Origin of the sequence: Streptomyces sp. NPDC056948 (genome assembly GCF_042674225.1) — a bacterium.
Taxonomy (GTDB): Bacteria; Actinomycetota; Actinomycetes; order Streptomycetales; family Streptomycetaceae; genus Streptomyces; species Streptomyces purpurascens.
On the sequence record NZ_JBHUQX010000048.1, the window covers coordinates 1 to 22,719 of the forward strand.

The following is a 22,719-nucleotide window of genomic DNA, read 5'->3' on the forward strand; positions in this document are numbered from 1 at the left end:
CCAGACGCCGAAACGCTCGTCGTTGTCCAGCGCGTACTCGAGGCACGCCGTGCGGATCGGGCACAGGCCGCAGATCCGCTTCGCCTCCCGCACCGAACTGCCCGGCTCGGGGAAGAAGAAGTCCGCCCCGGTCTGCGCACACAACGCTTCCTGCTGCCAGGCGAGTTCGGGCATGGTGATCGTGTCGATGTGCATGGCCAGAAGCGTTGCGGTCGGCGAAAAACGTTCGATCAACGCGGGATCAACACCGCGTTCATGCACCCCCGGCCACTTTCGATCATCACCTCTTGGACGAGCCGACGCACGGCGGCGCGCGGGAGCGTCTCGCAGCACGCCCCGGCGGCGCTCCGGCGGCGCTTGTCAGTGGGCGGTGCGAGACTCGGCAGAGAGAGGACGGGACCCTGTGCGAGGAGGGCGGCCATGCTCACCACCCGTTATGTCACCGGCGCTCCGAACTGGATCGATCTCGGCACATCCGACATCGACGGCGCCGCCGCCTTCTACGGGGACCTGTTCGGCTGGCGGTTCCAGCCGGGCGACCCCGAGGTCGGGGGGTACGGTCTCTTCCAGCTCGGCGGCAGAACCGCCGCCGGCGGCATGCAGACCACGCCGGAGCAGGGCCCGCCCTCCTGGTCGGTGTACTTCCAGGCCCCGGACGCGGACGCCACGGCACAGGCGGCCGGGCAGGCGCGCGGCTCGGTGCTGATGCAGCCGATGGACGTGCGGGACCTGGGCCGCATGGCGATCCTCGCCGACCAGGCGGGGGTGTTGTTCGGCCTGTGGCAGCCGGGGCGCAACAAGGGCCTGGACGTCGTCCAGGAGCACGGCTCGCTGTGCTGGGTGGAGCTGTACACGGCGGACGTCCCCGCCGCGGCCGCCTTCTACCACTCCGTGCTCGGCCTGGAGACCTTCGGCGTCGAGTTCCCCGGCGGCGCCTACACCACCTTCGTCCCCGCCGGAGAGCCCGAGGACGCCATGTTCGGCGGCGTCGTGCCACTGGCCGACGACCCGGTCGAGGAGGAGGCGTACTGGCTGCCGTACTTCGAGGTCACCGACCCGGACGCCATCGTCGCCCGGGCACAGGAGGGGGGCGGCACGATCCGCGCCCCCGCCACGGACCTGCCGGGCGTCGGCCGCCTCGCCAAGCTCGCGGACCCGTACGGCGCACGCTTCGCGGTGATCCGCAGCGAGCCGCAGGCCTGAGGCCGACTCGGGGCGGCCTCCCCCGAGCGGCGCCGGCCGGCTACGCGGACGCGCGCCGGATCAATGTCGTCGGCAGGACCACGCTGGAGGGCGTGTCGCCTGCGGCCTCGTCCGAGCCCCCGGGCGGGGTGCCGCGGTCGAGTTCGCGCAGCAGCAGGCGGGCCATCAGGCGGCCCATCTCCTCGATGTCCTGACGGACCGTCGTGAGCGGCGGGTCGGTCTGTTCCGCGAAGGGGAGCATGTCGTCGAAGCCGATCACGGCGATGTCGTCGGGGACGCGGCGGCCGGACTCGCGCAGGACGCGCAGGGCGCCTGAGGCCGTGAGGTCGTTGGCGGCGAACACCGCGTCCACGTCCGGGCAGCGTTCGAGGAGCTCGCGCATCGCACGCTCGCCCCCGGCCGGGGTGAAGTCTGCCTCGGCGATCAGCCGCGGGTCGGCGTCCCCCATGACGTCCCGGTAGCCGTCGAGCCGGTCCGCCGCGGAGGTCTGGTCGAGTGCGCCGGTGATGTGCGCGATCCGGGTGCGGCCGAGGCCGGCCAGGTGGCGGACGGCGTCGCGGGCACCGCCGCGATTGTCGCTGTCGACGTAGACCACACCGCGCCGGTCGCCGCTCCAGCCCGGCCGCCCGCCGAAGACGGTGGGGACACCGGCCCGCTGGATCAGCTCCGGCAGCGGGTCGTCGAGGTGCAGGGAGAAGACGAGGGCCCCGTCGACATGTCCGCCGGCGAGGTACCGGCCGACCCGGGCGTGATCGTCCCGGCCCTCCGTGAGCAGCAGGACGAGCTGGTTGTCGTGGGCCGTGAGCTCCTTGCTGATGCCGCGTAGCTGGAGCGCGAAGAACGGGTCGGCGAAGACCCGGGTCTCGGGTTCGGCGACGACGACCGCGATCGCGTCGTGCCGCCGGGTCACCAGGGAGCGGGCGGCCTGGTTGGGCACGTACCCGAGTTCGTCCACGGCCTTGCGGACCCGCTCCACGAGAACGTCCCGCACCCCGTCCCCGCCGTTGACCACGCGCGAGACGGTGGCCCGCGAGACACCGGCCCGGGCGGCCACGGCCTCCAGAGTGGGACGCGGCGCGGTGTCGGTCACTTCGGGGCTCCTCATCTGCGGTTGCGGATCAGGATAGCCCCGGGGACGCGGCGTGGTGAGAGCGCTCTCGTGCCCTTACGAGAGCGGCCGGCCGCAGCCGCCGGTCAGTGCTCGTGCCCCGGCTGTTCACCCCCGTGCTCGTGCGGCTCGTACCCGGGGATCGTCCCGTCCGGCTTCTTCACGAGGAACAGCCCCACCATCCCCATGTCGGAGTGGCTCTGCACATGGCAGTGGTACATCCAGGCGCCGGCGCCGACCCCCTCCCCCGCGATCACCTGGAAGCCGAAGGAGTCGGCCGGGCCCGTGATCTTGTTGTCGATGACCTGGCTGGGGTCGTCGGGGCCGGTCAGCATGCCGGTGCGGTTGTCCGCCCAGCGGTGACCGTGCATATGGAACGTGTGGTAGAACTCGCCGTGCGTGATCACGATGAACTCGACGCGATCGCCCACCGTGGCCTCGAAGTCGGGCCCGGAGTGCGGCGGCCTGTTGTTGATCCGCATGTCGTTGAAGACGACCGTGTGCGTCCGGTCCGGCAGGATGTCGCCCTTGCGGCGGACGATCACCGGGCCGTACAGGCCCTTCTGCAGCCCCTGTGTGCCGTGTTCGGTGCCGACGACGTGGTCGTGGTAGTGCCAGTAACCCGCGCTGCCCGCCCGCCAGGTGCCGTCCTTGCGGCGGCCGGGGGCGTGGGTGCGCCAGGTGTAGGTGCGGGTGCCGCCCGGTTCGACATGGCTGCGGTTCATCTTCGTGCCGTCGCTGGTGATCTCGTAGTCCAGGCCGTGGACGTGCAGACTCACCGCCACGTCCATGGTGTTCTCGAACTCGATGTGCAGGGTGTCGCCCTCGTTGAGCTCGATCAGCGGGCCGGGGACGGTCGCCTTGCCCTTCTCCAGGCCGTAGCCCATCTGGCCGTCGGCGAGCTTCTCGGCGTACAGCTTGATGCGCTTCACCTCGCCTCCGGCGGGTGCCGTCTTCGCCGGTCCGTCGACGCTCACGGCCTCCGGCGCCACCGACAACGATGTCGCGACGGCCGCGCCGCCCAGCAGGACCCGCCGGTTGAAGCTGCGTCTGTCCATGCGGAACTCCCCACCCTGGTAAGGCTTTTACAGAGGCGTACCTGTGATGAACCTGTGCGACGGTACCGGCCGCGCTCCCGTTTATCCACACTCAAGACAAAGTTGGAGCCATCCCGGTCATAGGTATTGGCGTGCCGTGCAAAGGGGTTTAGCTTCCTTGGCGGTGTTGCTGTGACCGAGGAGGTGCCCATGCACTTACGAGGGTTGAGCAAGGGAAGACGTGTCTGGGCGGCCTCCGTGGCCGCCGGAGTCGTGACCGCCGGGCTGCTGTCGGGGCCGGCCGCGAACGCGCGGCCGTATCCGGAACCCCCGCTGACAACGATGTCGATCAAGTCGCCGCCGGGCGGCGCGAATGTACGGGTGCTGATCTTCCACGGTTCCGCGGCGGCCGGGGACGAGTCCCCGGTCGTGAACGCCGGGATCGAGGCGATCGAGAAGATCGGGCTCTCGGGCCCGGCGAACCGCCGCTTCAAGGTCGAAGCCACCGGCGACGCCTCGGTGTTCACCAACGAGACGAGGCTCGGCCGCTTCAACGCGATCGTGTTCCTGACCGGCGGGGGCGATGTCCTCGACGCGGAGCAGGAGGCGGGCCTGGAGGCGTACATGGAGGCCGGCGGCGGTTTCCTCGGCCTTCATGACGCGGCGCGCGCGGAGCCGTACTCCGACTGGTTCACCGGACTGGTGGGAGCCCGCCCGGCCGCGTCGAGCCCCTCGGCCGTGCAGCGTGCGACCGTCGAGGTCGGCGACCGCCGGCACCCGGCCACCAAGGACCTGCCGGTGCAGTGGAAGCACCCGGACAAGTGGCTGAACTGGGTGAAGAACCCGTCGGGTGACGTCCATACGGTGGCCCGGGTACGGGAGTCGAGCTATCAGCCGGGGACGGGCGGCAACGGCTGGGACCACCCGGTCAGTTGGTGCCGCGACTACGACGGCGGCCGCTCCTTCTACACCGGCATGGGCGGCACGGTGTCGTCGTACGACGAGACCGACTTCCGCGCCCATCTGCGCGGCGCGCTGCTGTGGACGACCCGGCTGGAGCAGGCCGACTGCAAGGCGACCATCAACGCCAACTACCAGGCGGAACGGCTGACCAAGGCCAACCAGCCGGGGCAGAACGATCAGATCGGCGAACCGCACGGACTGGTCACGGCGCCCGACGGGCGGGTGTTCTACATCGGCCGGGGCGGCGCCGACTCCTCGCAGCCCGTGGTCACCGACTGGAACAACCCCGACATCGGCAAGGGCAAGGGCGAGATCCACGTCTACGACCCGAAGACCAAGCAGGTCACGCTCGCGGGTGCGCTCACCGTCTTCGGGAACAAGGGCGGCGGCGACGAGTTGATCAAGGTCGAGGAGGGGCTGCTCGGCATCGAGCTGGACCCGGGATTCGCGCAGAACGGCTGGGTGTATCTCCACTACACGCCCCACTCCGGGATCAACCGCGACACGCGGATGGCGGAGCGGCGCGTCTCCCGCTTCACGCTCGACCAGGCCACGAACAAGCTGGACCTGGCCAGCGAGAAGGTGCTGCTGAAGTGGCCGGTGCAGATTCACAGTTGCTGCCACTCGGGCGGCGGGATGGCCTGGGACTCGAAGGGCAATCTCTACATCGCCACCGGTGACAACAACTCCAGCGGGTTCAGCGCCGGTTACTCGGGCAACAACCCGCAGCCGAACTACAAGGGCGTCTCCTTCGCGGACGCGCGCCGCACAGCCGGCAACACGAACAACCTCAACGGCAAGATCCTGCGCATCCACCCGGAGCCGGACGGGACGTTCACGCTTCCCGAGGGCAACCTCTTCACCGGGAAGGAGACCGACGAGGGCGGCGGCAAGACCCGCGGCGAGATCTATGTGATGGGGGTCAGGAACCCCGCCCGTATCTTCGTCGACAAGTCGACCAATGTTCTCTACGCGGGCTGGGTCGGTCCGGACGCGAGCGCGCCCTCGACGACCTGGGGTCCGGCCAAGTACGACACGTTCGCCGCCATCACCAAGGCGGGCAACCGCGGCTGGCCGTACTGCATGGGCAACAAGCAGCCCTACCGGGACCGCAATCTGCCGGACCCGTCCAAGCCGCTGGGCTGGTACGACTGCGACCGCCCGAAGAACGAGTCGCCGAACAACGACGGCCTGGTCGATCTGCCGCCCGTCACCGGCAACAACATCTGGTACTCGCCGCAGGGCGGTGCGCCGGACTACCCGCGGGACGCGAACGGCGTCCCCTCGTACAAGCCGGAGGAGGCGACGTACCGGCTGCCCTGGCTGAAGGGCGGCGGCCAGGCCGCGATGAACGGGCCGGTCTACCGGTACGACACCGGCAGCACGAGCGCGGCCAAGTGGCCCGCCTACTGGGACGGCAAGTGGTTCGTCGGTGACTTCTACGACGCCGACCAGCCGCGCAACGCGGTGGTCATGGACCCGAAGACGCAAGGGGACGGCGGTCTGCCGGTGCACTCGGAGTCGCTGAAGAAGATCGTGCCGATCGGCAACGACGGCATCAAGAACCTCATGGACTGGAAGTTCGGTCCGGACGGTGCGCTGTACGTCCTCGACTACGGCCGCGGCTTCTTCACCTCGGACTCCAAGTCGGCCCTGTGGCGGGTCGTCTACAAGGGCGGCGGGCCGACCCCGGCCGCCGACCAGCTCGCTAGGGGGACCGAGTGACCCGGCAACGAAGAATCTGGGCCGCCCTGCTGGCCGCCCTGCTCGTGGTGCTCGGCGTGCAGGCGATGCCGGCGTCCGGGCAGCCGAAGGCGAAGGCCGCCGAACAGGTCCTCACCTGGACGGCCGGCAATGACATCGACAAGTACCTCTCGGCGCCGAAGACGGCGGTCGCCGGCACGGCCACGATCGTGTTCGAGAACAGTGTGGCCACCGGCAACACCACCGGCATGCCGCACACGCTGACGTTCGTCACGAGCGATCCCGAGTTCAACGACGACGTCCAGCTCAACATCCTGGCCAACCCGAACGACGCCCAGGGCGGCAAGCACACCGCCCAGGTCACGCTCACGCCCGGCCGGTACTTCTACCACTGCACGATCCCCGGCCACGGCCAGATGCAGGGCATCCTCGTGGTGACCGAGGGCACCGGCGAGGACACCACCGCGCCCGAGGCGTCGGCGCATGTGAGCGGGACACAGAACACGCAGGGCGAGTACGTCGGTTCGGCGAGCGTGGCGCTGCACGCCACGGACGAGGGCGGCTCGGGCGTCGAGAAGATCGAGTACGCGATCGGCGACACGGGTGCCTGGCAGCCGTACACCGCGCCGGTCGTCGTCGATCAGGTCGGCGCCCACAAGGTCCGCTACCGCGCCTTCGACAAGGCGGGCAACGTCTCCGCCGAGAAGAGCGCGTCGTTCACGGTCGTGGCGCCGCAGTCCGACGACACCACCGCGCCGGAGACCTCGGCGACAGTGAGCGGTGAGCGCGATCCCGACGGGGCGTACATCGACATGGCTACGGTCACCGTCTCCGCCTCCGACACGGGTTCCGGGGTCAACACGATCGAGTACGCGATCGGTTCCGGTGCCTGGCAGCCGTACACCGCACCGGTGATGGTGCACCAGGTCGGCACCCACACCGTCCGCTACCGCGCCACCGACAAGGCGGGCAATGCGGCGGCCGAGAAAAGCGTGCAGTTCAAGGTCGTCGCGGCACCGCCGCAGGACACGATCCCGCCGGTGACCGGCGTGTCCGTGGAGGGCACGAAGAACTCCGCCGGGGCGTACGTCAACAGCGCGCGGGTGACCATCACGGCGACCGACGCGCACGGTTCGGGCGTCGAGAAGATCGAGTACTCGCTCGACGGCGGGCCGTATCTCGCCTACTCGACCCCGGTGGTGGTCGACCGGGCGGGCGGGCACACGGTGGCGTACCGGGCGACGGACAAGGCCGGCAACACCGCGGCAGCCCGCACCGTGACCTTCACGGTCGTCTCCGGACAAGTTCCGGCGCCCGACTGCCCGGAGTACGACGAGCGGTTGACGGTGATCGTCGGCTCGGTCGACTCGGGAGTGCGCAACCGGGTGACCGACAACCGGTGCCGGATCGGCGAGCTGATCGAGGACGAGAAGGAGTGGACGTCCCACGCCCTGTTCCTCAAGCATGTGACGTCCGTCCTCGACGCGCTGCTGAAGGAGGGCGTGATCGACCAGCGCGAGTACAACGCCGTCCGGAAGGCCGCCCGCCAGTCGGGCATCGGCAAGCCGGGGCAGACCGAGGGCTATCGCGCGCTCTTCGACGGCAGCGCGGAGTCGTTGGCCAAGTGGCGGCAGGTGGGCGGCGGTTCGTTCGGGCTGAACGCCGACGGGACGATCACCTCCAGCACCACGACGCCCGGCATGGGCATGCTGTGGTTCCCGGAGCGCAAGTACGGCGACTTCTCGCTGAAGCTCCAGTGGCGGGACGACGCACCGGGCACGGGCAACGCCAACTCCGGTGTGTTCGTGCGCTTCCCCTGGGTCCACGACCACCCTGAGGAGTCACGGCCGGAGTGGGTCGCCATCAAGTACGGGCACGAGGTGCAGGTACTCGACCGGCCCGACGGCGACATGTACAAGACGGGGTCGGTCTACGGCTTCGACCGGGTGGGACTCGCCGGCGCCGGCGTGACCCAGAAGGGCACCTGGAACGACTACGAGATCCGCGTGGTCGACCAGCACTACTCCGTGTACCGCAACGGTGTGCTGATCAACGAGTTCGACAACACCGGAGGCCAGGCGTTCACCCCGCCCCGCTCGGACGACCCGGGCACGGACGGGCGGCGGTTCGCCTCCGGCTACCTCGGGCTCCAGGTACACGGCACGACGGATGTGGTGTCCTACCGGGACATCCGCGTCAAGGAGCTGTAGGAGGCTTCTCCTTGCGGGCCCTGCTCGGCTGTACCCGCCTGGGTTCTCCCGGCATCTTCGGATACTCGGGCGGGTAGGGCAGATCCCCCAGCCCGTGGTCGTGCTCGTCACGGCGGGCGAGGTCGAGCAGGGCCTCGAGCGAGTAGCGGTGGTCGTCCATGTCCGCGTGCACATCGCCGAGTTCGGCGAAGCGCGCGGGCATGGTCGCGAGGTCGAAGTCCTGGGGGTGCGCGACCCCCACCTCGTCCCAGCGCAGGGGCGCGGAGACCGGGGCGTGCGGGCGGGGCCGTACCGAGTAGGCGGAGGCGATCGTGCGGTCGCGTGCCGTCTGGTTGTAGTCCACGAAGATGCGCCTGCCCCGCTCCTCCTTCCACCACTTGATGGTCACCTGGTCCGGCATGCGCCGCTCCAGCTCCCTGCCGACGGCGATGGCGGCGCGCCGGACCTGGGTGAAGGTCCAGCGCGGTTCGATGGGCACGAAGACGTGCAGGCCCCGGCCGCCCGAGGTCTTGGGGAAGCCGCGCAGTCCGCCGAACTCGTCGAGCACCGCCCGGAGTTCGTGGGCGGCGCGGACGGCGTCGTCGTAGTCGGTGCCGGGCTGCGGGTCGAGATCGATGCGGAGTTCGTCCGGGCGGTCGACGTCGTCGCGGCGTACCGGCCAGGGGTGGAAGGTGAGGGTGCCGAACTGGGCGGCCCACACCACCGCTCCGACCTCCGTGGGGCACATCTCGTCGGCGCTGCGGCCGCTGGGGAAGGTGATGTGCGCGGTCGGGATCCAGTCGGGCATGTTCTTGGGCGCCCGCTTCTGGAAGAAGTTCTCGCCGTTCATGCCCTCGGGGTAGCGCTCCAGGGTCGTCGGCCGGTCGCGCAGGGCGCGCAGGATGCCGGGGCCGACGGCCAGGTAGTAGCGGGCAAGGTCCAGCTTGGTGAAGCCGCGCTCCGGGAAGAACATCTTGTCCGGGCTGGACAGCCGTACGGTCCGGCCTCCCGCCTCCAGTTCCACCGCGTCACCCATGCGAGCCACGGTAGGCGCAGCGCGTGGGCCTCGCATGCGGAGCGTTCAGGCGTCACGGGGTGCGCAGACGGGTGGCGAGCAGGGTGACGTCGTCCTCGGTGGTGCCGTGCACGAGGCGGTCGAGGAGGGCGTCGACGACGCTCTCCAGGGGACCGTCGATGTCGAGGCGCAGATGCGTCAGGCGCCGCAGCGAGGAGTCGATGTCCCTCCGGCGGTCCTCGATCAGACCGTCGGTGTACATGAGCAGCACGGTTCCGGGCCGCACCGGCAGGGTCAGTGCCTCGTACCCGCCGAGGTCCGTGCCGAGGGGAGGTCCGGTCGGGACGTGCACCAGTTCGGCCGGGCCGTCGGGGTGCAGCAGCACGGGCGGCGGGTGCCCGGCACCGGAGAAGGTGCAGGTGCCCTGGCCGGGGTCGACGAGGGCGAGCAGACAGGTGGCCACCCGGTCGAGGCCGATGCTCGCCAGCCGGTGGTCGGCCTCCTGGAGGATCCGTTCGACAGGGGCGCCGGAGGCGGCGATGGTGCGCAGCAGGGAGCGGTACTGGCTCATGGCGACGGCGGCGGTGAAGCCGTGGCCCATGACGTCGCCCATCACCTGGAGGGTGCGGCCGCAGGGCAGGGCCATCGAGTCGAACCAGTCCCCGCCGACGAGGGCGCGCTGCCCGGCGGGGAGGTAGCGGGAGGCTGTTTCGACATCCGGGTGCGGGATGCCGGGCTCGGACATCAGGGCGCGTTGCAGTTCCAGCGCCATGGTGTGTTCGAGGGTGTACTGCCGGGCGTTGTCGATGGCGACGGCGGCCCGGGCGGCCAGTTCCTGGGCCACCACCACGTCCTCGTCGGTGAACGGCGCGGAATCCCCTGCCCGGCACAGGTACACGACGCCGACCGGGTGCTCCCGTGTCGGCAGGGGAAGCGCGACGACCGAGTGGATGCCGACTTCGCGGAACACCTCCACGTTGAGCGGCGTGCGCAGCATCTTCAGCAGTACGTCGTCCGAGGCGAGGTTCCCGACCCATGGCCGGCCTGTGTCGAGGCAGCTCCGGGTCGGCGAGTCGCGGGGGACGTCGAAGTAGTAACCGGCCTTCGCGGTCAGCCCGACGCGGCCGACGACGTCCGCTCCGCCCGCCGAGGCGATGACCCGCAGCCGGAGAACGCCGGGGGCCGGAGACGGCAGGTCGTCGACCTCCTCCGTGTCCAGGACCCACACCGACGCCCGGTCGGCCAGGCTCGGCACGACGAAATCGGCCAGCTCGGCACAGGTCTTCTCGACGTGGAGGGTCGTACCCACCCGGGTGGCGGCGGTGTCCAGCAGGGCAAGGCGCTGGTGGGCCCGCTCCAGGTCGTCCATGTACTGGCGCAGACCGCTGACCTCCACCGCGACCCCGCACAGGCCGAGCACGTGGTCGTGGTCCTGCAGCCGGTGGTAGACCGCGCTCCACTGCCGCTGCCGGAACGGTGACGGCGCGCGCGTGGTGCCGGTGACGGTCAGCGCCCTGGGACGGCCGTCACCGAGGACCATGCGCAGCACGTCCTCCGAGCGGTGGATGTCCGGCAGCACCTCGGCCATGGTCCGGCCGTGGAACTCGTCGGGCCGCACGCCGCTCATGCGGGCCATGGCTCCGTTGACGTACCGGAAGCGCAGCCGTTCGTCGAGGATGGCCACCGCGGCCGAGGTGCCGTCCAGGACGTTGCGGAGGATCTTGTACTCGTGGGCCTGTTCGACGGCCTCGTCGGGCGCGTCGGCGAGCATCGACACGAGGGCGTCCTCGGCACCGGAGAAGAGCGACTTCAGCGGAAGGTGGTCGAAGCCCACGCGGATCCTCCTCATCCGCCCCCTGCATCGGAGCACGCCACGTTCCAGTGTGTCGCCGGTGGCAGGACTCCGCATCCGCGTCCCCGGGCGATCTCGCCCTGACCTGCGACTTTCCGCCCCGTGCTCAACAGGCGGACCGTACGCGCGGCTCTTAGAGTCGAGGCATGGATCTCCCGGTGATGCCCCCCGTGCTGCCCATGCTCGCCAAGTCCGTGGCGGCGATCCCCGCGGGCATGCAGTACGAGGCGAAGTGGGACGGGTTCCGGGCGATCGTGTTCCGCGACGGGGACGAGGTCGAGCTCGGCAGCCGTACGGGCAAGTCGCTGACCAGGTACTTTCCCGAGCTGGTGACGGCTGTGCGGGAGCGGTTGCCGGAGCGCTGTGTGGTGGACGGGGAGATCGTGATCGCGCGGGAGGGGCATCTGGACTTCGACGCGCTGACGGAGCGGATCCATCCGGCGGACTCGCGGGTGCGGATGCTGGCGGAGCGGACGCCGGCCTCGCTCGTCGCCTTCGACCTGCTGGCGCTGGGGGACGAGTCGCTGATGGACGTCCCGATGACCGACCGGCGGGGGCTGCTGGCCGGGGAGCTGGCGGAGGTGACGGCGCCGGTGCACCTGGCGCCGGCGACCACCGACATCGAGGTGGCGCGGCAGTGGTTCGAGCAGTACGAGGGGGCGGGCCTGGACGGTGTCATCGCCAAGCCGCTGACCGTGCGCTACCGCCCGGACGAACGCGCCATGTTCAAGATCAAGCACGAGCGCACGGCGGACGTGGTCGTCGCCGGGTACCGCCTGCACAAGAGCGGCCCCGTCGTGGGCTCGCTGCTGCTCGGCCTGTACGACGACGGGGGCACCCTCCAGCACGTGGGCGTGTCCGCCGCCTTCCCGATGAAACGGCGTGCCGAGCTGGTGGAGGAGCTGGAACCGCTGCGCCTGGACGACGCCCAGGGGCATCCGTGGGCGGCCTGGTCCGACGAGGCCGCGCACGAGAAGGCCCGGCTGCCCGGGGCGCCGAGCCGCTGGTCGGGCCGGAAGGACCTGTCGTGGGTGCCGCTCAGGCCCGAGCGGGTGGCCGAGGTGGCGTACGACCACATGGAGAACGGGCAGCGTTTCCGGCACACCGCCCGGTTCCGCCGCTGGCGCCCGGACCGGACCCCCGAGAGCTGCACCTACGCACAGCTCCAGGAGCCGGTCCGCTACGACCTGGCGGAGATCCTCGGCGTCTAGCGTCCCGCGAAGTCAGGGCTGCATCAGCACCTTGACCGCGCCGTCCTGCTTGCGCTGGAACATCTCGTAGGCGTGCGGGGCCTCCGACAGCGGCAGCCGGTGGGTGGCGAAGTCCTCGACACCGAGCGGGTCCTCGTCGGCCAGGTACGGGATGATGTCGTCGCTCCAGCGGCGGACGTTGGCCTGGCCCATCCGGATCTGGATCTGCTTGTCGAACAGGGTGAGCAGCGGCAGCGGGTCCGCCGTGCCGCCGTAGATACCGGACAGCGAGAGGGTGCCGCCGCGCCGGACCAGGTCGATGGCCATGTGGAGGGCGGCGAGACGGTCGACGCTGAAGCGTTCGGCCATCGGGCCGCTCAGCTTGCGGGGCAGGATCGCGGCGGCGCTCTGCACCATGCGTGCCGCCGCGCTGCCGTGCGCCTCGGTGCCCACCGCGTCGATCACGGCGTCCGGGCCGCGGCCGTCGGTCTCGTCGCGGATCGCGGCGACGAGTTCCTTCTCGTCGTCGAAGGACCTGAGGTCGTACGTCTCCACGCCCCGCGCACGGGCCCGGCGCAGCCGCTCCGGGACCAGGTCCACGCCGAACACCCGCCCGGCGCCCTGGACCTGGGCGACGCGGCAGGCCATGTCGCCGATGGGTCCGAGGCCGAGCACGGCGACGCTGCCGCCCTGCGGGATGTCGGCGTAGGCGACCGCCTGCCAGGCGGTGGGCAGGACGTCGGAGAGGTAGACGAAGCGGTCGTCGGGCGGACCCTCCGGGACCTTGATCGGGCCGAACTGTGCCTGCGGGACCCGCAGGTATTCGGCCTGGGCGCCCGGCACCGAGCCGTACAGGCGGGTGTAGCCGAGCAGGGCGGCACCCATGCCTTCGCCGCTGACCTGGGTGGTCTCGCACTGGGTGGGCAGGCCGGTGAGGCACATCCAGCAGTTGCCGCAGGCGATCTGGAACGGCACCACGACCCGGTCCCCCGCCTGGAGATCCGGTACACCGGCGCCGACCTCCTCGACGATGCCGATGGGTTCATGGCCGAGGATGTCCCCCGGTGTCATGAACGGCGTGAGCACTTCGTACAGATGCAGGTCGGACCCGCACAACCCGGTGGAGGTGATGCGGATGACCGCGTCCGTCGGCTCCTGGATCGTCGGATCGGGCACGTCCTCCACCCGCACGTCACGCTTGCCCTGCCAGGTCACTGCCCTCATCGCCTCGCGCTCCCTCCGTCAGCGTGCGCGTCGGTCGTTTCGGCGAGCCCCGGGTACCCGGGTGCCCCGCACTGAACCTTGAGCCGATCGACGGACGCGACGGGGACACCGTCCCGCCAGAAACGATCGAGTGTGGCCATCGATGCTCAGATAAGCGCACAATCTGAACAAACGGATGACACGAGGCGCGGTGGCGACGGTGGGCATGGGACGAGAGGCGCGCGGACGGCGGGCCGCGACGACAGCGGCGCTGCTGGCCGCGACGGTGACGGCGGCCCTGGCGGCGGGCTGCACGAGCGGGGGCGGCCCGCCGGACGACGGGCGGGGATCGGCCAGCGCGTCGGAGCGCGGCGCATCACCCACGGCGACCGACGGCTCCGTACTCGCCGTCAAGATCGACAACGCGGGCACGGCTCGGCCGCCCACGGGTGTCGATGCCGCGGACGTGGTGTACGTGGAACAGGTCGAGGGCGGACTCAGCCGCCTGATGGCGGTGTACGCGACGAAGCTGCCGAAGGCGGTCGGCCCGGTGCGCAGCGCCCGTGAATCGGATCTGGAGCTGCTGCGCCAGTTCGACCAGCCCACACTCGCCTTCTCCGGCGCCCAGTCAAAGCTCCTGCCGCTGATCGACAAGGCGCCGCTGCGAACGGCGACACCGGGCAGCGCCTCCGACGCCTTCTTCCGCGACCCCGACAGGTCAGCCCCGCACAACCTCTATGTTCGGCCCGAGCGGATCGTGCCGGAGCCCCCGGGCCGGGCCGCCCTGACCACCGGCTTCCGCTACGGCTCCGCTCCCGCCGACGGCACCACGACGACCTCGCAGACGGTGCGCTATCCGGCGGCCCGTTTCACCTTCACCTGGTCGGACTCCCGGGACCGCTGGCTGGTCGGCATGGACGGCACACCCGCCACGACGGCCGACGGCAAGCGGATGGCGCCCGCGACAGTCGTCGTGCAGTACGTGAAGGTGCGCGAGTCCGCCTTCCGCGACTTCCTCGGCAACAACACGCCGTACACCGAGACGGTGGGCTCGGGGAAGGCGAAGGTACTGCGCGACGGGCGGGCCTACGACGTGAACTGGGAGCGCGAAAACGCCACCGACGGCACGGCGTTCACCACCCGCGGCGGCGCACCCGTGAACTTCGCGAAGGGCCAGGTGTGGGTGGTGTACTCCGAGGCCCCCTGACCGGCGGCCCCCTGACCGGCCCGCGCGGGCCGCACCGGTCAGCGGGGCGCCACCAGGGACTCCCCCGGATTGCGCAGGCCTTCGGCCGCGTCCGACACGCGCCGGATGAGGTCGAAGAACACCGTCTGCTCCTCGGCGGTCAGCGGCGCGAGGAAGATCTGGTTCATCCGGGCGGTGCGCACGGTCAGCTTGCGGTGAGTGCGTGCGCCCTCTTCCGTGAGGCGCAGCAGGAAACGGCGGCCGTCCTGCGGGTCGCGGACCTTGTCGAGCAGCCCGCGCCGGATGAGCCGGCTGATCACCTCGGCGATCGTGGACCGGTCGAGCCCCACCCGCTCCCCCACCGTGCGCTGATCCAGACCGGGCTCGGCGACGAGTGTGTTGAGGACCGCGTACTGGGGCGAGGTGATCTCCTCGGAGACCATCGTGTTCCACAGCAGGTAGTGGGCCTGCTGGAGCCGCCGGGCCAGGTGCCCGGGGTGGGTGGTGAGGTCGGCCGCCGCCATGTGCACCCCTCGGTCGTTTTCGTTGGTGCACTGAACAATACCGGCCCGCTCCCGGGCTGTCCGCCGGCTACGCAAGGGATCAGAGGCACATATGCCGAGGCCTTGACGCCCTGCTGTGGCGATGGCAGCGTGAGAGGAGCTTCACGGAAATACTCAGTGCGCTGACTAATATAGGTCGGAGCGCTCGGAAGAGATGGGGCTTCTCGGATGGACAAGGTGGTCGCCACAGCCCTGGAGGCGGTGGCCGATGTGCCCGACGGTGCGTCGCTCGCGGTGGGCGGTTTCGGGCTGAGCGGTGTGCCGAACGTGCTGATCCAGGCGCTCTACGAGCGCGGGGTGGCCGGGGTGTCGGTGGTCTCCAACAACTGCGGGGCGATGGAGTCGGGCCTTGCGGTCCTCCTCGCCGCCGGCCGGATCGCCCGGGTGACGGGCTCCTACATCGGCGCGAACAAGGAGTTCGCCCGGCAGTACCTGGCCGGGGAACTGGAGGTCGAGCTGATCCCGCAGGGCACGCTGGCCGAGCGGCTGCGGGCCGGCGGCGCCGGGATCCCTGCCTTCTACACCCCGGCCGGGGTGGGCACCCAGGTCGCCGAGGGCGGTCTGCCGTGGCGCTACGACGGTGAGGGCGGGGTCGCGCTCGCCTCGCCGCCGAAGGAGGTCCGGGAGTTCGACGGCGAGGAGTTCGTGCTGGAGCGGGGCATCCGCACCGACTTCGCCCTGGTCAGGGCGGCAAAGGGCGACCGGCACGGGAACCTCGTCTTCAACAAGTCCTCCCGCAACTTCAACCCGCTGGCCGCGATGGCGGGGCGGGTCACCATCGCCGAGGTGGAGGAGCTGGTCGAGCCCGGCGAGATCGATCCGGACGCGGTGCATCTGCCCGGCATCTTCGTGCAGCGGGTGCTCGCTCTCACCCCGGAGCAGGCGGCGGACAAGAAGATCGAGCAGCGGACGGTGAGCAACTGATGGCCTGGACGCGTGAACAGATGGCCGCGCGGGCCGCGCGCGAGCTGCGGGACGGGCAGTACGTCAATCTCGGCATCGGCCTGCCCACCCTCATCCCCAACTATCTGCCCGAGGGCGTCGAGGTCGTCCTCGAATCGGAGAACGGCATCCTGGGCACCGGCCCCTACCCCACCGAGGACACCGTCGACCCGGACCTGATCAACGCCGGCAAGGAGACCGTGACGGTCCTGCCGGGCGCGTCCTTCTTCGACTCGGCGCTGTCCTTCTCGATGATCCGGGGCGGGCACATCGACGTGGCCGTGCTCGGCGCCATGCAGGTGTCCGAGCGGGGCGACCTGGCCAACTGGGCGATCCCCGGCAAGCTGATCACCGGCATCGGCGGGGCGATGGACCTGGTGCACGGCGCCCGTACGGTCGTCGTCGTCATGACCCACACCGCCAAGGACGGCTCCCCGAAGATCCTCACCGAGTGCGCCCTGCCGCTGACCGGCAAGGGGTGTGTGAACCGGATCATCACCGACCTCGGCGTCCTCGACGTCACCGAGGACGGGCTCGTCCTGGTCGAGACCGCGCCGGGCGTGAGCGCCGAAGAGATCATCGCCAGGACCGACGCCGAACTGACCGTGCCGGAGGGCCTGAAGTGAAGGACGTCTACCTCGTCGACGCGGTCCGCACCCCCATCGGCCGCTACAACGGCGGCCTCGCCTCCGTCCGCCCGGACGACCTGGGCGCACACGCGATCCGCGAACTGCTCGCCCGCACCCCGGACTTGGATCCGGCGCGGATCGAGGACGTGTACTTCGGCAACGCCAACGGCGCCGGTGAGGAGAACCGCAACGTCGGCCGCATGGCGGCCCTGCTGGCGGGCCTGCCCACCACGGTGCCGGGCGTGACCGTCAACCGGCTGTGCGCGTCCGGTCTGGAGGCCGTGATCCAGGCGGCCCGCGCCATCGCCGTCGGCGACGCCTCCATCGCAGTGGCGGGTGGTGTGGAGTCGATGACCCGGGCGCCCTACGTGCTGCCCAAATCCGACAAGCCTTTCCCGGCCGGGCACACCGAGCTGTACTCCACGACTCTGGGCTGGCGGATGGTCAACCCGCGCATGGAGCCGCAGTGGACGATCCCGCTGGGCGAGTCGGCCGAACTCATCGCCGACAAGCACAAGATCAGCCGCGAGCAGCAGGACGAGTTCGCGCTCCGCAGCCATGAGAAGGCGGCGCGGGCGCGGGAACAGGGCCTGTTCGACGCCGAGTCGGCGCCTGTGGCGGTCCCGCAGCGCAAGGGCGATCCGGTGGTCTTCGCGGCCGACGAGTGTGTCCGTCCGGATGCCTCCCTGGCCACGATGGCCAAGCTGAAGCCGTCGTTCCGCAAGGAGGGCGGCACGGTGACGGCGGGCAACGCGTCACCGCTCAACGACGGGGCGGCGGCCCTTCTTCTGGTCGACGAGGAGGGTCTGAAGGCCACCGGCCGCGAGCCGCTCGCCCGGATCTCCGCGACCGGCGTCAACGCCCTCGACCCGGACTACTTCGGACTCGCTCCCGTCGAGGCCGTCAACCGGGCGCTGGCCAAGGCGGGCAAGGGGTTCGACGACCTGTCCGTGCTGGAGCTGAACGAGGCGTTCGCGGCACAGGTGCTGGGGTGTGTGGCCGAGTGGCCCGAGTTCGATCCCGCGATCCTCAATCCGCAGGGCGGTGCGATCGCTTTGGGCCATCCGCTCGGCGCGTCCGGGGCCCGGCTCGCCGGGACGGTTGCGCATCAGCTCGCCCGGCGGGGCAGTGGCGTCGGTGTCGCCACGCTATGTATCGGCGTGGGCCAGGGGCTTGCGCTTGTTCTGGAACGTTAGGCGTTCGGCTGCGGGCCGTATGTGGCTGGTCGCGCAGTTCCCCGCGCCCCTTCAGGGCGAGAACCTCACGAACCTCCTCAGGGACCCCCATGACTCTCACACAGCACGACATCGACCAGGAGATCGCGGCCGAGCACGCCGCGTACGAGAAGCGCCTCGCCGACGGCGGGCCCGTCGAACATCAGCCGCGGCGGGACTACGCGCCGTACCGCTCCTCGGTGCTCCGGCACCCGAAGCAGCCACCGGTCACCATCGACGTCAGCAAGGACCCGGAGCTGGTGGAGCTGTCCTCCCCGGCCTTCGGGGAGCGGGACATCACCGAGATCGACAACGACCTCACCCGGCAGCACGACGGCGAGCCGATCGGCGAGCGCATCACCGTCTCCGGCCGGCTGCTGGACCGCGACGGCCGCCCGGTGCGCGGCCAGCTCGTGGAGATCTGGCAGGCCAACTCGGCGGGCCGCTACGCCCATCAGCGCGAGCAGCACGACGCCCCGCTGGACCCGAACTTCACCGGCGTGGGCCGCACGCTCACCGACGCCGAGGGCCACTACCGCTTCACCACCGTCCAGCCGGGCCCGTACCCGTGGCGCCAGCACGTCAACGCCTGGCGCCCGGCCCACATCCACTTCTCGCTCTTCGGCTCGGCGTTCACCCAGCGGCTCGTGACGCAGATGTACTTCCCGAGCGACCCGCTGTTCCCCTACGACCCGATCATCCAGTCGGTGACGGACGACGCGGCCCGGCAGCGGCTGGTCGCCACCTACGACCACGGCCTGTCGGTGCCGGAGTTCTCGATGGGCTACCACTGGGACATCGTGCTGGACGGGCCGCAGGCCACCTGGATCGAAGAAGGGCGCTGACCTGCCATGACGAAGATCGACACCAGCAGTCCTGAGAGCGTGCTGCCCACCCCCTCGCACACCGTCGGCCCGTTCTACGGCCACGCCCTGCCGTTCCGCGGCGGTGAGGACATAGCGCCCGCCGGGCATCCGGACACGGTCACCGTGCACGGGTACGTCACCGACGGCGAGGGCGCTCCGCTGCCCGACGCCCTGATCGAACTGTGGGGCCCGGACCCGGAGGGCACCCTGGCGACGGCCGACGGTTCGATGCGCCGCGACCCGGCCTCGGGCGGCTTCCTGGGGCGCAACGGCGTGGAGTTCACGGGCTGGGGACGCATCCAGACCGACGCGAACGGCCACTGGTACGCGCGCACGCTGCGGCCCGGTGCGCGCGGCCGGAACGCCCCGTACCTCAGCGTGTGCGTCTTCGCGCGAGGGCTCCTGTTGCACCTGTACACCCGGATCTACCTGCCGGGTGACGCGACGGTGCTCGCCGCCGACCCGCTGCTGTCCCGGCTGGAGGACGGGCGCCGCGACACGCTGATCGCCGTGGAGGAGGCGCGCGGCACGTACCGTTTCGACATCCGCCTTCAGGGCGAAGGCGAGACGGTCTTCCTGGAGTTCCAGTGACAGCTGCGCACGGCGACACCGGCCTGCTCGCCCCCGGGTGGGCCGACTCGGCGGCCGCGTCCGCCACGAGCGACCACGCGTATCTGCGGGCGCTGCTCGACGCGGAGGCCGCGCTGACCCGGGCCCAGGCCGCTCTGGGGCTCGCCCCCGCCGAGGCGGCGACCGCGGTGACCGAGGCGGCTTCCGGCGCCTTCGACGTACCGTCCCTCACCGAGCGGGCCCGCGCGGGCGGCAACCCCGTCATCCCCCTGGTCGCGGAGCTGACGAAGGCCGTCGGCGACGAGTACGGCCCCTACGTCCACCGGGGCGCGACCAGCCAGGACATCATGGACACGGCGACGATGCTGGTCGCCGCGCGGACCCTGGACCTGGTCCTCGCCGACCTCGGGCGCACCGAGCAGGCCCTCGCCCGGCTGGCCGCGGAGCACCGTGACACGGCGATGCCGGGGCGGACGCTCACCCAGCACGCCGTACCGACGACCTTCGGGCTGAAGGCGGCCGGATGGCGGGCACTCGTCCTCGACGCGCGGGACCGGACGACGGCCGTACGGGACTCGCTGCCGGCACAACTCGGCGGCGCGGCGGGCACGTTGGCGGCGTTCGGGGCGTACGGCGCGAGCGATCCGACCGAACTTCCGGCTGCGTACGCCCGTGAACTCGGCCTCAGGACACCCGATCTGCCCTGGCACACCCTGCGGACGCCCGTCGCCGATCTCGCCGGGTGCCTCGCCTTCACGGCGGGCGCCCTCGGCAAGGTCGCCGTGGACGTCCTCACCCTGTCGCGCACCGAGATCGCGGAGGTCGCGGAGGGCAGCGGCGGGGGCTCGTCCGCCATGCCGCACAAGTCCAACCCCGTACGGTCCACCCTCATCGCCTCCGCCGCACGTCGGGCACCGCAGCTCGCGGCCACGCTGTACGGCTCGCTGGCCGCGGAGGACGAGCGGCCGGCCGGGTCCTGGCACGCCGAGTGGGAACCGCTGCGGGACCTGCTGCGGCTGGTCGGCGGGGCCGCCCGGGACGCCGTGGAGCTGGCCGAGGGACTGCGGGTCAGGCCCGAGGTCATGCGCGAACACCTGGACCTGACCGGCGGGTTGATCGTCTCCGAGCGGCTCTCCGCCGAACTGGCCCCGGTGCTGGGCCGTGCCCGCGCCAAGGAGCTCCTCACCCGGCTGGCCGCCGAGGGACGCCCGCTCGCCGAGGCACCGGAGCTGGCGGACGTCGACCTCGATCCCACCCATTACACCGGCTCCGCCGGAGCCCTCACCGACCGCGCTCTGGAGCGACGTTGACACTCCTGAACCACCGCACCGAAGGGCCCGCCTCCGCTCCCCCGCTGCTGCTCGGCCCCTCCCTCGGCACGTCGTACGCCCTGTGGGACAAGGTGGCGCCCGAGCTGTCGATCACCCACCGGGTGGTCCGCTGGGATCTGCCGGGGCACGGCGGCTCGGCGGCCGGACTCATCGCGGCCGACGCGACGGTCGGTGACCTCGCCGGCCTGGTGCTGGCGCTCGCCGACTCGCTCGGCATCGAACGGTTCGCGTACGCGGGTGTGTCGCTGGGCGGGGCCGTGGGCCTGCATCTCGCGGTGCACCATCCGGAACGGCTGTCGTCGCTCGCCGTGCTCTGCTCGTCGGCGCACTTCAACGGAGCGCTGCCCTGGCAGGAGCGGGCCGCGCTGGTGCGGCGGGAGGGGCTGGCCGGGCTCGCGGAGGGGGCTCACGCGCGCTGGTTCACGTCCGGTTTCACCGTGCCGGAGCTGGTGCGGGACCACCAGGAAGCCGACCCGGACGCGTACGCCGCCTGCTGTGACGCGCTCGCCGCGTTCGATCTGCGGGACCGGCTGCCCGAGATCGCCGTGCCGACGCTGCTGGTCGCCGGCCGCGACGATCCGGCGACGCCGCCCGCCCATCTGCGGGAGATCGCCGACGCGGTGCCGGGCTCGACGCTCGTCGAGCTCCCGGGCGCCTCGCATCTGGCGCCCGCGCAGTGCCCGGAGGCGGTACTGACCGCGCTGCGGGCCCACTTCGGCGGGCCCGTCGGACGCGGGATGGAGGTGCGGCGCGAGGTGCTCGGCGACCCGCACGTCGACCGGGCGCAAGCCCGGCAGACGCCCTTCACCGCACGCTTCCAGGACTTCATCTCGCGCTACGCCTGGGGCGAGATCTGGACCGACCCGGCGCTGTCGCGCCGCGAGCGCAGCATGATCACCCTCACCGCGCTGGTCGCGCACGGCCACTACGACGAGCTGGCCATGCACGTCCGGGCGGCCCGCCGCAACGGGCTCACACCCGAGGAGATCGGCGCGGTGCTGCTGCAGACGGCCGTGTACTGCGGGGTGCCGGCGGCGAACTCGGCGTTCGCGACGGCCCAGCGGGTGCTCGCCGAGGAGGACGGCACGGCAGGGTGACCCTGCTGGTCGTAGGCCCGGCCAGGTCTCGCACCCGCCGCCGCGGCGTGCCTACGGTGGAGGCATGTCCACCCTGCTGATCACGGGCGCCACCTCGGGGCTCGGCCGGTACGTCGCCTTCGAGCTGGTCCGCGCCGGGCACGTGGTCCTCGTCCACGGCCGCGACGAGGACCGGACGGAGCGGCTCGTCGAGGAGCTGCGCGCCGAGGGCGACGCCGAGGGGTTCGTCGCCGATCTCGCCTCGCTGGCGCGGGTGCGGGAGCTGGCCGCGCACGTCGGCGACGCGCATCCCGAGCTGGACGTGCTGATCAACAACGCGGCCGTCGGCGCCGGTCCGTCCGGCGCCGGGCGTGAGCTGAGCGCCGACGGGCACGAGCTGCGGCTGGCGGTCAACTATCTGGCGCCGGTGGTGCTGACGCGCGCCCTGCTGCCGGTGCTGCGCGCGAACGCGCCCGCCCGGATCGTCAACGTCGGCTCGGCCGGCCAGGAACCCCTCGATGTCGCCGACCCGGAGCTCATCCGCCGCTACAGCGGCCTGTCGGCGTACTGCCGCAGCAAGTTCGCTCTCGCCGCCCACACCTTCACCCTCGCGGAGGAACTCGACGGCAGCGGCGTCGCGGTGAACGTGGTGCACCCCGCGACCCACATGGACACGGCGATGGTCCGCGAAGGCGGGTTCACGCCCCGGCACACGGTCGCCGACGGCGCACCGGGCGTACTCGCTCCGGCCACCCGGGACCTGGGTTCGGGCCGCTACTTCGACGGCACCCGTGCCGCGCGGGCGCACGAGGCGGCATACGACCCCGCGGTGCGCAGGCGGCTCGCGGCGGTGACCGACCAGTTGCTCCGCGTCTGAG

20 protein-coding genes are annotated in these 22,719 nt (G+C 71.2%); 13 read left to right on the top strand and 7 right to left on the bottom strand.

What is annotated here, in order from left to right; all coding sequences use genetic code 11:
* Positions 1–195, bottom strand: a 195-nt coding sequence (locus ACFTZL_RS08925; protein WP_382579873.1) for a WhiB family transcriptional regulator, incomplete at its 3' end; no start/stop codon positions are given.
* A 225-nt stretch (positions 196–420) separates the two neighbouring features.
* Here ACFTZL_RS08925 and ACFTZL_RS08930 point away from each other — a divergent pair.
* Positions 421–1,203 (top strand): VOC family protein, encoded by a 783-nt coding sequence (locus tag ACFTZL_RS08930; protein WP_382579845.1) that lies wholly within the window; start codon positions 421–423, stop codon positions 1,201–1,203.
* Positions 1,204–1,243: 40 nt separating this feature from the next.
* On the opposite strand, the gene ACFTZL_RS08935 is transcribed toward ACFTZL_RS08930, so the two are convergent.
* A complete protein-coding gene (locus tag ACFTZL_RS08935) occupies positions 1,244–2,293 on the bottom strand; it encodes a LacI family DNA-binding transcriptional regulator (RefSeq protein ID WP_382579847.1) in 1,050 nt (349 codons plus the stop codon).
* A 104-nt stretch (positions 2,294–2,397) separates the two neighbouring features.
* The gene (locus ACFTZL_RS08940; RefSeq protein ID WP_382579849.1) at positions 2,398–3,369 is read right to left on the bottom strand and encodes a multicopper oxidase domain-containing protein; all 972 of its coding nucleotides are present in this window, start codon (positions 3,367–3,369) and stop codon (positions 2,398–2,400) included.
* Between the two features lie 189 nt (positions 3,370–3,558).
* Between ACFTZL_RS08940 and ACFTZL_RS08945 the strand changes: the two genes are divergently transcribed.
* On the top strand, positions 3,559–6,036 hold the full coding sequence (locus tag ACFTZL_RS08945; RefSeq protein ID WP_382579851.1) for a ThuA domain-containing protein: 2,478 nt from the start codon (positions 3,559–3,561) through the stop codon (positions 6,034–6,036).
* Positions 6,033–8,225 carry an OmpL47-type beta-barrel domain-containing protein gene (locus ACFTZL_RS08950; RefSeq protein ID WP_382579853.1) on the top strand — a complete coding sequence of 731 codons (2,193 nt, stop codon included), beginning with the start codon at positions 6,033–6,035 and terminating at the stop codon, positions 8,223–8,225. The genes ACFTZL_RS08945 and ACFTZL_RS08950 overlap by 4 nt, the downstream gene beginning before the upstream one ends.
* Here the strand turns inward: ACFTZL_RS08950 and ligD are convergent.
* Positions 8,212–9,240: a non-homologous end-joining DNA ligase gene (gene ligD, locus ACFTZL_RS08955; RefSeq protein WP_382579854.1), complete on the bottom strand. Its 1,029-nt coding sequence runs from the start codon at positions 9,238–9,240 to the stop codon at positions 8,212–8,214. The genes ACFTZL_RS08950 and ligD overlap by 14 nt on opposite strands.
* Before the next feature lie 52 nt (positions 9,241–9,292).
* Positions 9,293–11,053, bottom strand: a complete 1,761-nt coding sequence (locus ACFTZL_RS08960) for a SpoIIE family protein phosphatase (RefSeq protein WP_382579855.1) — start codon at positions 11,051–11,053, stop codon at positions 9,293–9,295.
* Positions 11,054–11,217: 164 nt separating this feature from the next.
* Between ACFTZL_RS08960 and ACFTZL_RS08965 the strand changes: the two genes are divergently transcribed.
* The gene (locus ACFTZL_RS08965) at positions 11,218–12,282 is read left to right on the top strand and encodes an ATP-dependent DNA ligase (RefSeq protein ID WP_382579856.1); all 1,065 of its coding nucleotides are present in this window, start codon (positions 11,218–11,220) and stop codon (positions 12,280–12,282) included.
* Positions 12,283–12,294: 12 nt separating this feature from the next.
* Here ACFTZL_RS08965 and ACFTZL_RS08970 read toward each other — a convergent pair whose 3' ends face one another.
* Positions 12,295–13,485, bottom strand: a complete 1,191-nt coding sequence (locus ACFTZL_RS08970) for a zinc-dependent alcohol dehydrogenase (RefSeq protein WP_382579857.1) — start codon at positions 13,483–13,485, stop codon at positions 12,295–12,297.
* A 175-nt stretch (positions 13,486–13,660) separates the two neighbouring features.
* Between ACFTZL_RS08970 and ACFTZL_RS08975 the strand changes: the two genes are divergently transcribed.
* Positions 13,661–14,671: a DUF3048 domain-containing protein gene (locus ACFTZL_RS08975; RefSeq protein WP_382579858.1), complete on the top strand. Its 1,011-nt coding sequence runs from the start codon at positions 13,661–13,663 to the stop codon at positions 14,669–14,671.
* A 38-nt stretch (positions 14,672–14,709) separates the two neighbouring features.
* Here ACFTZL_RS08975 and ACFTZL_RS08980 read toward each other — a convergent pair whose 3' ends face one another.
* A complete protein-coding gene (locus tag ACFTZL_RS08980; RefSeq protein ID WP_382579859.1) occupies positions 14,710–15,174 on the bottom strand; it encodes a MarR family winged helix-turn-helix transcriptional regulator in 465 nt (154 codons plus the stop codon).
* Positions 15,175–15,381: 207 nt separating this feature from the next.
* Between ACFTZL_RS08980 and ACFTZL_RS08985 the strand changes: the two genes are divergently transcribed.
* From ACFTZL_RS08985 to ACFTZL_RS09020, 8 genes are all read left to right on the top strand, one after another.
* Complete coding sequence (locus ACFTZL_RS08985) at positions 15,382–16,137, top strand: CoA transferase subunit A (RefSeq protein ID WP_382579860.1); 756 nt, start codon at positions 15,382–15,384, stop codon at positions 16,135–16,137.
* Positions 16,137–16,781 carry a CoA transferase subunit B gene (locus ACFTZL_RS08990; RefSeq protein WP_382579861.1) on the top strand — a complete coding sequence of 215 codons (645 nt, stop codon included), beginning with the start codon at positions 16,137–16,139 and terminating at the stop codon, positions 16,779–16,781. The genes ACFTZL_RS08985 and ACFTZL_RS08990 overlap by 1 nt, the downstream gene beginning before the upstream one ends.
* Positions 16,778–17,980, top strand: a complete 1,203-nt coding sequence (locus tag ACFTZL_RS08995) for a thiolase family protein (protein ID WP_382579862.1) — start codon at positions 16,778–16,780, stop codon at positions 17,978–17,980. Before ACFTZL_RS08990 ends, ACFTZL_RS08995 begins: the two co-directional genes overlap by 4 nt.
* Positions 17,981–18,069: 89 nt before the next feature.
* Positions 18,070–18,843: a protocatechuate 3,4-dioxygenase subunit beta gene (pcaH, locus tag ACFTZL_RS09000; protein WP_382579863.1), complete on the top strand. Its 774-nt coding sequence runs from the start codon at positions 18,070–18,072 to the stop codon at positions 18,841–18,843.
* Positions 18,844–18,849: 6 nt separating this feature from the next.
* Positions 18,850–19,455: a protocatechuate 3,4-dioxygenase subunit alpha gene (gene pcaG / locus ACFTZL_RS09005; protein ID WP_382579864.1), complete on the top strand. Its 606-nt coding sequence runs from the start codon at positions 18,850–18,852 to the stop codon at positions 19,453–19,455.
* Positions 19,452–20,744 carry a 3-carboxy-cis,cis-muconate cycloisomerase gene (gene pcaB / locus ACFTZL_RS09010; RefSeq protein WP_382579865.1) on the top strand — a complete coding sequence of 431 codons (1,293 nt, stop codon included), beginning with the start codon at positions 19,452–19,454 and terminating at the stop codon, positions 20,742–20,744. The genes pcaG and pcaB overlap by 4 nt, the downstream gene beginning before the upstream one ends.
* Positions 20,741–21,862, top strand: a complete 1,122-nt coding sequence (pcaD, locus tag ACFTZL_RS09015; RefSeq protein WP_382579866.1) for a 3-oxoadipate enol-lactonase — start codon at positions 20,741–20,743, stop codon at positions 21,860–21,862. The genes pcaB and pcaD overlap by 4 nt, the downstream gene beginning before the upstream one ends.
* 64 nt (positions 21,863–21,926) lie before the next feature.
* Positions 21,927–22,718, top strand: a complete 792-nt coding sequence (locus ACFTZL_RS09020) for an SDR family NAD(P)-dependent oxidoreductase (RefSeq protein ID WP_382579867.1) — start codon at positions 21,927–21,929, stop codon at positions 22,716–22,718.
* Position 22,719: the final 1 nt, after the last annotated feature.

Bases quoted from the DNA above. Each gene is read 5' to 3' on its own strand.
- ACFTZL_RS09020 (WP_382579867.1), top strand. From the start codon at position 21,927: ATGTCCACCCTGCTGATCACGGGCGCCACCTCGGGGCTCGGCCGGTAC.
- ACFTZL_RS08975 (WP_382579858.1), top strand. From the start codon at position 13,661: ATGACACGAGGCGCGGTGGCGACGGTGGGCATGGGACGAGAGGCGCGC.
- ACFTZL_RS08940 (WP_382579849.1), bottom strand. From the start codon at position 3,369: ATGGACAGACGCAGCTTCAACCGGCGGGTCCTGCTGGGCGGCGCGGCC.
- ACFTZL_RS08990 (WP_382579861.1), top strand. From the start codon at position 16,137: ATGGCCTGGACGCGTGAACAGATGGCCGCGCGGGCCGCGCGCGAGCTG.
- ACFTZL_RS08970 (WP_382579857.1), bottom strand. From the start codon at position 13,485: ATGAGGGCAGTGACCTGGCAGGGCAAGCGTGACGTGCGGGTGGAGGAC.
- ACFTZL_RS08985 (WP_382579860.1), top strand. From the start codon at position 15,382: ATGGACAAGGTGGTCGCCACAGCCCTGGAGGCGGTGGCCGATGTGCCC.
- pcaH (WP_382579863.1), top strand. From the start codon at position 18,070: ATGACTCTCACACAGCACGACATCGACCAGGAGATCGCGGCCGAGCAC.
- ACFTZL_RS08980 (WP_382579859.1), bottom strand. From the start codon at position 15,174: ATGGCGGCGGCCGACCTCACCACCCACCCCGGGCACCTGGCCCGGCGG.
- pcaG (WP_382579864.1), top strand. From the start codon at position 18,850: ATGACGAAGATCGACACCAGCAGTCCTGAGAGCGTGCTGCCCACCCCC.
- ligD (WP_382579854.1), bottom strand. From the start codon at position 9,240: ATGGGTGACGCGGTGGAACTGGAGGCGGGAGGCCGGACCGTACGGCTG.
- ACFTZL_RS08945 (WP_382579851.1), top strand. From the start codon at position 3,559: ATGCACTTACGAGGGTTGAGCAAGGGAAGACGTGTCTGGGCGGCCTCC.
- ACFTZL_RS08965 (WP_382579856.1), top strand. From the start codon at position 11,218: ATGGATCTCCCGGTGATGCCCCCCGTGCTGCCCATGCTCGCCAAGTCC.
- ACFTZL_RS08930 (WP_382579845.1), top strand. From the start codon at position 421: ATGCTCACCACCCGTTATGTCACCGGCGCTCCGAACTGGATCGATCTC.